The sequence below is a fragment of the Vibrio rotiferianus CAIM 577 = LMG 21460 genome (genome assembly GCF_002741985.1).
GTDB classification, from domain to species: Bacteria; Pseudomonadota; Gammaproteobacteria; order Enterobacterales; family Vibrionaceae; genus Vibrio; species Vibrio rotiferianus.
Window position 1 is genome coordinate 94,482 of record NZ_APHW01000022.1, and the last position, 12,668, is coordinate 107,149.

11 protein-coding genes and 1 pseudogene are annotated in these 12,668 nt (G+C 45.8%); 6 read left to right on the top strand and 6 right to left on the bottom strand.

The genetic code is table 11. The features are described 5' to 3' along the window. Nucleotides 1-43: 43 nt before the first annotated feature. Nucleotides 44-682, top strand: coding sequence for a phosphoribosylglycinamide formyltransferase (purN, locus tag B853_RS10975; RefSeq protein WP_038882885.1), 639 nt, complete (start codon nt 44-46; stop codon nt 680-682). Between the two features lie 322 nt (nt 683-1,004). Here the strand turns inward: purN and B853_RS10980 are convergent, their stop codons facing one another. Then, a complete protein-coding gene (locus tag B853_RS10980) occupies nt 1,005-1,850 on the bottom strand; it encodes a class II glutamine amidotransferase (protein WP_038882884.1) in 846 nt (281 codons plus the stop codon). A gap of 61 nt (nt 1,851-1,911) precedes the next feature. After that, the gene (lpcA, locus tag B853_RS10985; RefSeq protein WP_005436835.1) at nt 1,912-2,487 is read right to left on the bottom strand and encodes a D-sedoheptulose 7-phosphate isomerase; all 576 of its coding nucleotides are present in this window, start codon (nt 2,485-2,487) and stop codon (nt 1,912-1,914) included. 358 nt (nt 2,488-2,845) lie between these two features. On the opposite strand from lpcA, the gene fadE reads away from it, so the two are divergent. After that, nucleotides 2,846-5,290 carry an acyl-CoA dehydrogenase FadE gene (gene fadE, locus B853_RS10990; RefSeq protein WP_038882883.1) on the top strand — a complete coding sequence of 815 codons (2,445 nt, stop codon included), beginning with the start codon at nt 2,846-2,848 and terminating at the stop codon, nt 5,288-5,290. Between the two features lie 105 nt (nt 5,291-5,395). On the opposite strand, the gene B853_RS10995 is transcribed toward fadE, so the two are convergent. The 3 genes and pseudogenes from B853_RS10995 to dnaQ all read right to left on the bottom strand — a co-directional run bounded on the left by B853_RS10995 (nt 5,396) and on the right by dnaQ (nt 8,103). After that, the gene (locus B853_RS10995) at nt 5,396-5,659 is read right to left on the bottom strand and encodes a hypothetical protein (RefSeq protein ID WP_038882882.1); all 264 of its coding nucleotides are present in this window, start codon (nt 5,657-5,659) and stop codon (nt 5,396-5,398) included. 465 nt (nt 5,660-6,124) lie between these two features. Further along, a pseudogene (locus B853_RS11000) lies at nt 6,125-7,371 on the bottom strand (TIGR03503 family protein). A 12-nt stretch (nt 7,372-7,383) separates the two neighbouring features. Beyond that, a complete protein-coding gene (gene dnaQ, locus B853_RS11005; protein ID WP_038882880.1) occupies nt 7,384-8,103 on the bottom strand; it encodes a DNA polymerase III subunit epsilon in 720 nt (239 codons plus the stop codon). 58 nt (nt 8,104-8,161) lie between these two features. Here dnaQ and rnhA point away from each other — a divergent pair, with 58 nt between their 5' ends. Then, complete coding sequence (rnhA, locus tag B853_RS11010) at nt 8,162-8,626, top strand: ribonuclease HI (RefSeq protein ID WP_005436823.1); 465 nt, start codon at nt 8,162-8,164, stop codon at nt 8,624-8,626. Here rnhA and B853_RS11015 read toward each other — a convergent pair. After that, nucleotides 8,623-9,378, bottom strand: coding sequence for a class I SAM-dependent methyltransferase (locus tag B853_RS11015; protein ID WP_010449707.1), 756 nt, complete (start codon nt 9,376-9,378; stop codon nt 8,623-8,625). The two genes, rnhA and B853_RS11015, sit on opposite strands and share 4 nt — an antisense overlap. A gap of 39 nt (nt 9,379-9,417) precedes the next feature. Between B853_RS11015 and gloB the strand changes: the two genes are divergently transcribed. From gloB to B853_RS11030, 3 genes are all read left to right on the top strand, one after another. Continuing rightward, on the top strand, nt 9,418-10,176 hold the full coding sequence (gene gloB / locus B853_RS11020) for a hydroxyacylglutathione hydrolase (protein WP_010449709.1): 759 nt from the start codon (nt 9,418-9,420) through the stop codon (nt 10,174-10,176). Nucleotides 10,177-10,413: 237 nt separating this feature from the next. After that, the gene (locus B853_RS11025; RefSeq protein ID WP_038882879.1) at nt 10,414-11,985 is read left to right on the top strand and encodes a LysM peptidoglycan-binding domain-containing protein; all 1,572 of its coding nucleotides are present in this window, start codon (nt 10,414-10,416) and stop codon (nt 11,983-11,985) included. Continuing rightward, on the top strand, nt 11,982-12,668 hold the full coding sequence (locus tag B853_RS11030) for a YIP1 family protein (RefSeq protein ID WP_010449712.1): 687 nt from the start codon (nt 11,982-11,984) through the stop codon (nt 12,666-12,668). The genes B853_RS11025 and B853_RS11030 overlap by 4 nt, the downstream gene beginning before the upstream one ends.

The following is a 12,668-nucleotide window of genomic DNA, read 5'->3' on the forward strand; positions in this document are numbered from 1 at the left end:
ATTACGCACGTCAAACCTACAGTATCAAGGCAGTCTCAATATCATGAAAAACATAGTGGTCCTCATTTCGGGTAACGGCAGTAACCTACAAGCGATACTTGAAGCCTGTGAAGCCAACATGCCAAACGCACAAGTGGCAGCGGTTTTTTCTAACAAAGCTGATGCCTACGGATTGGAGCGTGCAAAACAGTTTGATGTGAAGGGTCATTTTGTCGATCCAAAAGCATTCGAATCACGTGAAGACTTTGATGCTGAACTGATGAAGCAAATCGATGAATACCAACCGGACGTGATTGTTCTTGCTGGTTACATGCGCATTCTGAGCAGTAAGTTTGTTTCCCACTACCTAGGTAAAATGATCAACATCCACCCTTCTCTTCTGCCTAAATACCCAGGGCTACACACCTACCAGCGCGCGATTGATGCGGGCGACAAAGAACACGGCACCAGCGTACACTTTGTCACAGAAGAGTTAGACGGCGGCCCTGTGGTACTGCAAGCCAAAGTACCAGTATTTGAAGACGACGATGCCGATGCACTCGCTGCACGCGTTCAGACTCAAGAACACAAGATCTACCCAATGGTGACTAAGTGGTTAGTCGACGGGCGATTATCGATGACCGAAGGCAAAGCGTATCTTGATGGTTTTGAGCTTGGTGAACACGGCTACGCCGACGAGTAATTCTCAATTCCAAACGACAAACACAAAAAAGGCAGCCAACAGGCTGCCTTTTGTTATTTTAAATCTTATAAACTTAATTCAAGAAAGCCACAGTCAGACTAGAAACCTAAAACCAACCACCTAACAAGTCCCTACAACCACTTGAGCAATACCACACTCGGCTAGTAGATTCTGAATCGGGCTCGTTCCTCGCCGTTCAGAATCTACTACCAGTACACTAGGAAGTAAGAATGTTTATCCGTATCCGTCCTCGATTTAAAAGGCATAAAAATAAAGCTCGCGATTAAGCGAGCTTTGTTTAGATATTCATCGTCAAAAACCATTACTCCAACGGTTCGGTCGGTGCTTGGTTACCCGGCTTCGGCGCGGCAAATGGAACATCTTCAAGAGCTTTAGCATTGTTCAATACTAATTCACCGACATGGAACAAACCGTACTCGCCCGGCTTCATGCGATGCCATGTCTCATTACCCGTTAATGGCTGAGTCGCAATCACAGAAACCACATCGTTTGGCGTCGTCTCTTCTTGGAAGTTAATCTCAACATCTTCATCCAACAGCGCTGCCTTGCCAAATGGTGCACGACGCGTGATCCAGTACAAATGGTTGGTACAGTAAGTCATCACAAACTCACCGTCGCTAAGTAGCATGTTAAATACGCCCTTCTCTTTCAGCTTATCGCAACATTCAGCTACGTAGATAAAGATCGCTTCCATATCTTGAGGAGGTTCAGGGTACTTATCTTCCATCTGTTTTAGCAGCCAGCAAAATGCCATTTCACTGTCCGTTTGCCCAACCGGACGATGACGTCCTGTGTGCAAATCCTGATAATCAGTCAGTTGACCATTGTGTGCAAACGTCCAGTAACGTCCCCAAAGCTCGCGCGTAAACGGATGGGTATTCTCTAGATTCACACCACCGCGGTTGGCTTGACGAATATGACTAATTACCGCACGACTTTTAATCGGGTAGTTTTGCACTAATTCAGCAATCTTAGAGTCACAACTTGGGTTTGGATCTTTGAAGTTACGAAACCCCTTTCCTTCATAGAAAGTAATTCCCCAACCATCACGATGCGGGCCCGTTCGACCACCGCGCTGCATCAATCCTGTAAAACTGAAACAAATATCTGTTGGAACATTTGCGCTCATGCCGAGCAATTCACACATGGTTTAACGAACTCCTTACCTTAAAACACAACTAAGCCAGCATTCGGTTTAGTCGTAAATCTTATTCCATCTCTTTTTCAATCAACTGAATGATGATGTGAATGATCTTAATGTGCACTTCTTGAATGCGGTCTGCGTAGCCAAAGTGAGGCACGCGGATCTCGATATCAGCAAGACCTGCCATCTTACCGCCATCTTTACCCGTTAGCGCAATCGTCTTCATGCCTTTCGCTTGTGCCGCTTCAATCGCTTTTAGGATGTTGCCTGAGTTGCCAGAAGTCGACAAACCAAACAGAACGTCACCCTTGCGACCAACGGCTTCTACGTAACGAGAGAATACGAAATCATAGCCAAAGTCGTTACTTACACAAGAAAGGTGGCTTGGATCTGAAATAGCGATACCAGCGTAACCTGGGCGGTTTTCACGGTAACGACCCGTTAGCTCTTCTGCAAAGTGCATAGAGTCACAGTGAGAACCACCATTACCACACGACAACACTTTACCATCTTGCTTGAATGAGTCAGCAATCATTTTCGCTGCCGCTTCAATTTGCGCGATGTTGTGGTCATCGCTTAAAAACTTATTCAGAACTTCAGCAGCTTCGTTTAATTCACTTCTAATCAGATCTTGGTACATATGATGTTCTCTTTATTATCTCGGCCACAGCCATAAGGTTGAGCCTCTCGCTTGGCAAATTGTTCTGATGTGAAATTCACACCGGACAGTTCATTACTCTGAGTTTACCCACAAACGAGAATTAGTGTCGATAGCGAACCAACAGATTTGGATTCATCACGATAATAAACTTGATAACTTGCTTACGAAATCATCACTCACCTCCCAACTTTAGAATTTTAACTCTACATAGATCACTTTTCACTCAATCTTGTGTTTTACATTTATTTAATATTTTGATTACACTTATAGAACTGGTTAGACCTCTTACCAAAATACAGACGTACAACATAAATAAAGTCTGAAAAGGAAAAAACATATGGACATCTTGCTCTCAATCTTAGCGATGACAGTTGTGTTAGGCGTTACGCTCTACCACAGAATGTCTCTCGTGAAATCCGTCAGCCTGCTAACTGCTGCCATGCTAGCACTGACGATCGCAGACTCAGCTGGTGTAATTGGCTGGGCTCTTTATGTACTTGCTGTTGCGGTATTCGCCGTATCAGGAATTCGCCAATCACTGATCAGCCGTAAAGCGCTCGTCATGTTTAAGAAAGTCCTACCTGCTATGTCTCAAACCGAGAAAGAAGCATTGGATGCAGGTACAGTATGGTGGGAAGCCGAGCTATTCAAAGGTAAGCCTGAATGGCAAAAACTACACGCCATCAAAGCACCTAAGCTGAGCAAAGAAGAGCAAGCATTCCTAGATGGTCCAGTAAATGAAGTGTGTGCCATGGTAAGTGATTACCAAGTCACTCACGAATTGGCCGACCTACCACCAGAAGTGTGGCAATACCTGAAAGACAACAAATTCTTCGCCATGATCATCAAGAAGAAATACGGTGGCCTAGAATTCTCAGCGTACGCGCAATCTTTGGTGCTGCAAAAACTGACGGGCGTTTCTGGCGTGCTATCGTCAACCGTTGGTGTACCTAACTCGTTAGGCCCAGGTGAGCTACTGCAACACTACGGTACTGAAGAACAAAAAGATTACTACCTACCTCGCCTAGCAGAAGGTAAAGAGATCCCATGTTTCGCACTGACTAGCCCAGAAGCAGGCTCAGATGCGGGCTCTATTCCAGATTACGGCGTGGTATGTAAAGGCGAATGGCAAGGTGAAGAAGTCCTTGGCATGCGCCTCACTTGGAACAAGCGTTACATCACTCTAGCACCTGTCGCAACGGTACTTGGTCTTGCATTCAAACTTCGCGACCCAGAAGGCCTGCTTGGTGTTCAAGAAGATCTTGGTATCACTTGTGCTCTAATCCCAACTGACCTTAAAGGCGTTGAGATTGGTAACCGTCACTTCCCGCTTAACGTACCATTCCAAAATGGTCCAACTCGCGGTAAAGACATCTTCGTACCGATGGACTTCATCATCGGTGGTGAAAAAATGGCAGGCCAAGGCTGGCGTATGCTGGTTGAGTGTCTGTCAGTTGGCCGTGGTATCACGCTACCTTCAAACTCAACGGGTGGCATCAAGACAGCGGCTATGGCAACAGGCGCTTACTCACGCATTCGTCGTCAGTTCAAACAGCCTATCGGTCACATGGAAGGCGTTGAAGAGCCATTAGCACGTCTAGGTGGTAACGCCTACGTAATGGATGCAGCAAGCAACTTAACCGTGGCAGGTATCGACCTAGGTGAAAAACCTTCGGTTATCTCGGCTATCGTGAAATACCACTGTACGCACCGTGGTCAACAGAGCATCATCGACGCGATGGACATCGTAGGCGGTAAAGGTATCTGTATGGGTCCTTCTAACTTCCTAGCGCGTGGTTACCAAGGTGCACCAATCGCGGTAACGGTAGAAGGTGCCAACATCCTAACTCGTTCAATGATCATCTTCGGTCAGGGCGCGATTCGTTGTCACCCTTACGTTCTTGAAGAGATGAACGCAGCATATTCTGACGCTGGCGATGCAGTTGAGAAGTTCGACAAAGCACTAGCGGGTCACGTGAGCTTCACCATGAGTAACCTAGTTCGTAGCATCTGGTTTGGTCTAAGTGATGGTCTGGGTTCAACATCACCAACTAAAGACTCAACCAAGCGCTACTACCAACAATTGAACCGTTACAGCGCGAACCTTGCTCTGCTATCGGATATCTCAATGGCGGTATTGGGTGGTTCGTTGAAACGTAAAGAGCGCCTGTCAGCGCGCCTCGGTGACATTCTAAGTCAGCTATACCTAAGTTCTGCAACACTGAAACGCTTCGAACAGGATGGCCGCCCTGTAGAAGATTTACCATTAGTGCATTGGGGCTTGCAAGACAGCTTGAAGCAGACTGAAGCCGCGATTGATGAGTTCCTAGCGAACTTCCCGAACAAAGTGATTGGTCGTGCACTGCGCGTGTTAATCATGCCATTCGGTCGTGTACGCAAAGCGCCAAGCGATAAGCTAGACAGCAAAGTCGCTCGTATTCTACAAACACCAAGTGCAACACGTTCACGCATTGGTCGTGGTCAATACCTAGAACCAACGGAACACAATGCTGCCGGTAAGATTGAGCTTGCACTGTCTGTGATTCTTCAAGCTGAGCCTGTGTTCGACAAAGTATGTAAAGCACAAGGTAAACGCCGTCCATTTATGAATTTAGATATGATTGCTCAAGAAGGTCTAGAGCAAGGCGTGATCACGCAAGAAGAAGCGGAGCTGTTAAGAGAGGCTGAGCAGCATCGTCTAGATACTATTAACGTGGATGACTTTGAACCGGAGCTATTGGCCGCAAAGCCACTGTACCCTCAGATGGAAAACGTCGCTTGAGCGAATGATGGCTTAAACGATAAATAAGAAAGCAAAACGGGAGCCGAGGCTCCCGTTTTTTATTGAATCTCTGCTACGCACAACACGGTGTTAACAAAGAAGCGTTTATTCTTCGTTATCTTCTTCAACAATAAACGACTGCTCAATTCTGCGTAGTTCTTCCTGCTCTTTCTGCTTAAGTTCTTCTTGAAGCGTCGCTTTACGTTCGTTCAATGCTTTCTTTTCTGACTTAGTTAAGAACTTAACCGCTTTTTTATTCGCCAATGCATACGCGACGACATCTTCACCTTTTTCACGGCGTTCACTCACGCGTTGCGAAAAACGTTCATTGTCGCGTGCTTTACGTTCAGCTGAACTTAATTTGCTCATTTTTATGCCTTTAATAAGAATACAGCAGCCCAATTGCTGCCCTCAGGTAAACAAATGAGAAGTCATTCATATAGCTGATGGCGTGAGTGTAGCATAGATACTGAAAGGAACAGCTAAGCGATTGAGAACACGGTCCAAAGCCTGCTTGCCAAGCATTCTGTAGAGGATGAAGAAACAAACGCCCTAGCGCGCTGACAATAGATTCTTAGTCTCGCTGGAGCTCGCCAGAATGACGATTTATTTTGAGTTATCAGACTACTACACGCGCAGAGCTACCAGAACACCGTCATTCTGAACAGTGAGGGACGAACGTGATTCAGAATCTACTATCCAAATGCTCCGTAGAGGATGAAGGCACAAACCTCTCAACACGCTGATAGCAGATTCTTAGTCTCGCTAGATTGAACAAAGTATTTAAACAAAAAACGGAGCTAATCAGCTCCGTTTTCTAATATTTCTTTCGCCCTACTTCTTAGGTACTTCCAGCTGCATTTCTGGCATTGCATCTCGTTTCGCTTTCAGTTTACGCCACACAAACCAAACAATTAACCCCAAAATTATGGCAATCACGTTGCTACGGCAATAATTATCATGCTGCGCTTACGATCGGCTTCCCGCTGGGCAATCAATTGCTTTTCGAGCTTAATCTTACGTTGTTGCTCTAGCTCGGCCTCTTTCGCCAAACGTGCTGCTTCTATATCAACTTCTTCTACCACGCTAAACGACTGCTCGTTAATAGGAAATACTAACGCTCTCTCTGTAGCAAAATCCGTCGCGAAGATCCCACCTTTCCATGAGTACTTTCCTATCTCAGGGTCGTTATCCATCGTTAGGGTCGTGGTTAAGCCATCCGCACTAACCACACCCTGACTAAAAGTAGTAAAGCCATCAGGTGCAATTTGCTCAACACTTACCGCGAGTGACCCCGGCAGAACCATGCCTTGCTCCCCTCGCACGACGAGTTGATGGGCTTTGTTCGCATCACGGGATTGAATAAAAGTCTTGGAAACGGGTGTTGGATAGACAAGAACGATCTGTTCTTGTGCACGCAAAAATACGCCGTTGCCAGAGGTAATGCGCGCTCGATATTTTCCGGGAGCAACATCAATGGGTAACTGCACGGTAAACACACCATCTGCGGCTTTTTCATCAAGGTTATGTCCATCATCGGCAAACTCACCGATGACAATAGGTACAGGACGAGCTTCTTTAATCAACTCATCTTCATTTTCCACATATTTGGTCAGTGTCACGCGCAAATTGACGCGGTCTAAGAAATCACGCAAAGCCAATAACTTATCATCGGAAGTCAGGCGAGCCGTAAACTTAAGCGCTTCACTTTGATATAAACGATTTGGAAAAGTGTCTGTAGTGAGCTTTAGGTGTGAGATTAAGCGAATGTTGTTTTTAGGCGTGACTTTACCGACGGCCTGCCAAGGACCGGACATCGGTTTATCAATAGAAATGATGTCGAGAGAGGGTTCTTGATACCAACGAACATTGTCATACTCACCCCATGAATAGTATTTTTTACCATCAGGGCGAACTAACACAACTGGTTGAGAACTTTGTTCACGATAAACCAAAAAGGTAATCTGCTCGATACTTGGATCGACACGAAAGCGGTTATCTAACAAAGACATGACGGACTCATTTGCAAAAGCGAAACAACTCCAGAACGCTAAAATAGCGACGGACAAAGCCCTCAACATAGTCTCTCCCTATTACTGCCAAATACTATCGTTCACCAGTTCTAGTCTTTTCTGGTGCGCTTCTACTTCATCGGCAGTTGCACGCAAAACCTTTAGCGCTTTTCTTCCTTCAACACGACGAATGCCTTCTGTGCCACCATCGCTTTTGTTGGCATTGAATTCTAGACTTGTTTGTCCACCGGTCATCAGTAGGTAAACGTCGGCTAGAATCTCCGCATCGAGCAATGCCCCGTGGAGCGTACGGTGTGAGTTATCAATGCCGTAACGTTCACACAGTACGTCAAGGTTATTTCGCTTGCCCGGGAAGATTTTCTTCGCCATGGCAAGGGTATCGGTCACCTTACAGAAATCATCCGTTTTACCGATGGTTGGATCGAGCATTTCAAACTCGTAATCCATAAAGCCGGTATCGAAGGGCGCGTTGTGGGCAACCAGCTCGGCACCTTTGATGAAATCTAAAAACTCTTGGTGGACATTCGCATAGTCAGGCTTGTCGACGAGGAACTCATCCGTAATACCGTGAACCTCAATCGCGTCAGGCTGAATTTCACGGTCCGGTTTTAAGTAAACGTGGAAGTGACGACCAGTCAGCTTACGGTTGATGATTTCTACGGCACCGATCTCGATAATACGGTGACCCATGTAGTGCGGGCCGCCCTCGAGGTTCATACCCGTGGTTTCAGTATCGAGTACGACAATACGATTATGTTCAGAATTGCTGCTGGTATTCATAAGGTTATGTGTGTCAGACTATGCTTTATTAAATGTTTCGGCTAATAGTACCAAAAATATGACCAAACACGTTGAGATTTTCACTGACGGATCTTGTTTAGGCAATCCGGGACCAGGTGGTTACGGCATTGTTCTGCGTTACAAACAAACGGAAAAGACCCTAGCGAAAGGCTACACTCTGACAACCAATAACCGCATGGAAATGTTGGCTGCAGTGGTAGCACTGCAAACGTTAAAAGAGCCATGCCAAGTGACGTTAACAACGGACAGCCAGTACGTGCGTCAAGGTATTACGCAATGGATTCACAACTGGAAAAAACGTGGTTGGAAAACGGCAGATAAAAAACCAGTGAAGAATGCCGACTTATGGCAAGCTCTGGACAAAGAAACTGCTCGCCATCAAGTTGATTGGCATTGGGTGAAGGGCCACGCAGGTCATCGAGAGAATGAAATCTGTGATGAGTTAGCACGTACAGCCGCTGAGAACCCAACTGAAGAAGATACGGGTTACCAAGCGTCTTAGTTTTTGCTACTGGATACCTTTTTCACTGCACTGCCCTCTCTGTTCATCACACCTAGTGGTGTTAGCTTTCTCTTCAAGCGCCAATGTGGCTTGATAGGTTTGAGAGGGTACGTTCGTTTACGAGCGACGATGTAATACAAACTTCCCGCTGGTGATGCCCAATCACCTAAACTGTTCTCTAGCCAAGTCCACATGGTTTTGTAACGCGTCATTGGAAACAGTGCGTAACGATCACAATGAATCACTTGATAGTTCAGTACGCCCAGCCAGTCTTTGATGCGGTTTGTAGTGAACATACGCCCACTCCACGGCAAATTATTTCTTCGCCAAGGCAGTAAACTTGCTAAGCCAGTGAGACTGATCGGATTAAAACCCGTAATAATAAGATAACCATCATCCATCATGACGCGATCAACTTCACGTAGCAGTCGATGGGGATCACTTGCATAGTCAAGCTGATGAGCAAGCACGACAACATCAAAGCTTTTTTCTAAAAAGGGCAATTCGTAACCATCTGCGATGACATTATGCAACGGGTTCTGGATATCTACGTTGACTTGGTGTTGAATGTTACAACTACAGCTGGTTAGCTCACAGCTCAAGCCACCCAATTTCAGCATGTGGTAACCGAACAACTTCGGACACCATTCATCAAGTCGGGTTTGGATTGACTCAAGTACCCACGGCCCATTGTTCATCTCTGACCAAGTCGACGGGTACTGTATAGTTTTGTTGCTGAGTGCTGGTTTCATTAACCACCTGACTATTAAAAGGGTGACGGAGAACGAATCGTGTTAGAGATCAAAAGCATACCCGCATTTAATGATAATTACATCTGGCTGATACAAAATAGCGACAAGCGTTGTGCTGTGGTCGATCCGGGCGATGCTAAGCCAGTATTAGAATATTTGCAGGCTAATGAATTAACTTTAGAAGCGATCTTAATTACACACCACCACAACGATCACATTGGTGGCGTTCCAGATTTAGTTCGTGCTTTTCCTGACGTTTCTGTTGTGGGCCCGAAAGCAGAACCGATTCCAACCTTAACCAACGCCATGGAAGAAGGCGACAAACTCGACCTGTTTGGTGAAATTTTCATGGTGCTTGGCTTACCTGGCCACACTTTGGGCCACATTGGTTATGTAGGTGACAGCAAATTGTTCTGTGGTGACGTGCTATTTTCTGCAGGTTGTGGGCGTATATTTGAAGGTTCTCCAGCACAAATGTTTGAGTCTTTGAGTAAAATCGCTGCTCTTCCTGAAGAAACGGAAGTTTTTTGTGCTCATGAGTACACTGCAAGTAACGTGGCATTTGCACTCGCCGTCGAGCCAGACAACGAGCAGTTGCGCCAATACAGAGATGATGTAAACCGCCTACGCGCACTTAATATACCGACGCTTCCAACCACACTACGTAGAGAAAAATGGATCAACCCATTCTTGCGTACAAACAATCCTGAAGTGGTTAAATCAGTCGCCAATCGCATTGAAAATAGCGATCCAGTCTCGGTTTTTACAGCTTTACGTGAGTGGAAGAACGAGTTTTAACCTTTTTCTGCTTGTAACCTCCAAAAACGCAAGTATTATCATCTGCTGTTTGAGAAGCGCCTTGTGCGCTTCTATTGTTTTGGAGGGAGCGCATATCATTGCAATTCGCTCCAATGCATAGGTGAGACCTTCTCATCCATTTGTAAGTAATAAATTGTCTATTATCTTGTGACTGCCACGTACAGAAGCTGCGCGACAGGCAGGAGAAGATAAACAGGCCCTAAATAGGCTGAATCCATGCGTTTGAAGTACAGTTGGGTGTTGGCGGTATTACTATCTGGCTGTCAACTAACTCAGTCAGACTCGACTACCACATCGACACCTGAAACCAACAAAACACAAGCAACAGACTCCCAGCAGGTTGCCAATAGTCAACAAAAGGTTGAACCTGAGGAAAAAGCTGCACCTAAAGTTATCACTCCCCAAGAGCAACAAGATGTATGGCGTCGTATCGGCATGCAACTTGAGATGGACATTCCTCAAAGTAAAAAAATCGACTACTACCGAACTTGGTACCTGAAACACCCAGGGCATCTACGTACTGTATCTCAACGAGCAGAACCGTTTTTGTATCTCATTACAGAAAAAATCGAGGCTCGTAATTTACCGCTGGAGCTTGCGCTTCTACCAGTAGTCGAAAGCTCATTTGATGCATTTGCCTATTCACACGGCAGTGCTGCTGGCCTTTGGCAGTTTGTTCCTGGCACAGGAAAAATGATGGGCCTAGAGCAAAACTTTTGGTATGACGGCCGTCGTGACGTGGACGCATCTACCGATGCTGCGTTGGAATACCTTGTTAAACTAAACCAGCGCTTCGACGGCAACTGGAATCACGCGATTGCTGCTTACAACAGTGGCGGTGGACGTGTAAACAGCGCTATTCGAAAAAATAAGAAACTGGGCAAGCCAACGGACTTTTTCTCTCTAGATTTACCGAAAGAAACCAGTAGTTACGTACCAAAACTGCTTGCGCTTGCAGATATTATTGCGAACCAAGACAAGTACGGCATCGAGATCCCACCTATCGCCAATAAGCCGGTCTTGGCTCTTGTTGACCCAAAAGAGCAGCTCGATTTAGCCATCGCAGCCAAGTACGCAGATATCAGTGTAAAAGAGTTGCAAAGCTACAACCCTGCCTACAACCAATGGTCTACTGCTCCTGAAGGTCCGCACCAACTTCTTATCCCTATCGAGAAGAAAACGGCATTTTTAGAAGATGTCGATAAGAACCGTGGAAAAGGGATGAAAGTGGTCCGCTATAAAGTGAAGTCAGGTGACTCCCTTAGCGTACTCGCTCAAAAGTACAGCACCACAACCAAGGTGATTCGTCGCGCGAATGGAATGAGCAATAATAACATTCGTGTTGGTCAACACTTGATGATCCCAACATCAACTAAGGACGAAAATAGTTACGTTCTTTCAGCCCAAAATCGCTTGTCTAAAACGCAAGCCAAAGCTCGCGGTAAGTATAAACTGACTCATGTAGTGCAATCAGGAGAAAGCTTATGGTCTATCGCACGAGCAAATAAGGTATCGCACCAATCTCTGGCAAAATGGAATGGTATGGGCCCAAGAGATACCTTACGTGTTGGACAGAAACTGGTGATATGGAAAAGTGGTGATCAAGGCGCTGTGATTCGTACCGTGTTCTACCAAGTGCGTTCCGGCGATACCATTAGTGGCATTGCCAGCAAATTTAAAGTAAAGAGTAATGACATTGTGAAATGGAACTCTCTACAAAAACAGAAGTACTTGAAGCCAGGACAGAAGCTCAAGTTGTACGTTGATGTAACGAAGGTGAGCGTATGAATTCCTCCAGTAACCCTCTCGTAATGTTGTTGGATATCTTTCGAGCACCAACAGCTTGTTTCTTAGCTCTTTACCAACGTGGCGGTTGGGGCTGGCAACCTTTTATTGTTCTGATGATTAGCCCATTTTTATTCTGGGGAGCCTACTTTTCGAATGTTGACTTTACTTGGCTAAGTGAGCAACTTTCTATTCAGTTCCAGCAAATTGACCCTACACAGGTCGAGTTGCTTGAACCAAATACGCTTATGGCTAGTGCCATCATCAATGATGTATTCAATCGCTTTGCAACATTATTGTTGTTAGCTCTATGGTTTTTCCTTGCAACCAAAGCGAGTAAGCAGCAATACGGTTACTGGAAGTGGTTTGCCGCATCAAGTGCAATACTTTTCCCAGCAGTACTAGGGGACATTGCAAGCTATGCGAGCCTGCTCCTTAAGCATGGTCAAGTAATGACGTACGCAGCCGACCTTAACAGCCTAAACGGTTTGTTGAAGTTGCCGTTGACCAGCGAATGGTCTCACTTTGCTAGCTCATTGCCGTTACTTCTGCCTTGGTACATCGTACTTGGTTACGGTGCCGTCCTGACTTGGACAGAGTTTGAACGCGGTCAGGCTCTTGTGATTGCAAGTCTACCATGGGTCGCGTTTTACGTAATTTGGGCACTATACATTGTCGTGGTGTAA

Excerpts from the sequence above, each read along its gene's own strand:
- purN (WP_038882885.1), top strand. The coding sequence starts at position 44 with ATGAAAAACATAGTGGTCCTCATTTCGGGTAACGGCAGTAACCTACAA.
- B853_RS10980 (WP_038882884.1), bottom strand. The coding sequence starts at position 1,850 with ATGTGTGAATTGCTCGGCATGAGCGCAAATGTTCCAACAGATATTTGT.
- lpcA (WP_005436835.1), bottom strand. The coding sequence starts at position 2,487 with ATGTACCAAGATCTGATTAGAAGTGAATTAAACGAAGCTGCTGAAGTT.
- fadE (WP_038882883.1), top strand. The coding sequence starts at position 2,846 with ATGGACATCTTGCTCTCAATCTTAGCGATGACAGTTGTGTTAGGCGTT.
- B853_RS10995 (WP_038882882.1), bottom strand. The coding sequence starts at position 5,659 with ATGAGCAAATTAAGTTCAGCTGAACGTAAAGCACGCGACAATGAACGT.
- dnaQ (WP_038882880.1), bottom strand. The coding sequence starts at position 8,103 with ATGAATACCAGCAGCAATTCTGAACATAATCGTATTGTCGTACTCGAT.
- rnhA (WP_005436823.1), top strand. The coding sequence starts at position 8,162 with ATGACCAAACACGTTGAGATTTTCACTGACGGATCTTGTTTAGGCAAT.
- B853_RS11015 (WP_010449707.1), bottom strand. The coding sequence starts at position 9,378 with ATGAAACCAGCACTCAGCAACAAAACTATACAGTACCCGTCGACTTGG.
- B853_RS11025 (WP_038882879.1), top strand. The coding sequence starts at position 10,414 with ATGCGTTTGAAGTACAGTTGGGTGTTGGCGGTATTACTATCTGGCTGT.
- B853_RS11030 (WP_010449712.1), top strand. The coding sequence starts at position 11,982 with ATGAATTCCTCCAGTAACCCTCTCGTAATGTTGTTGGATATCTTTCGA.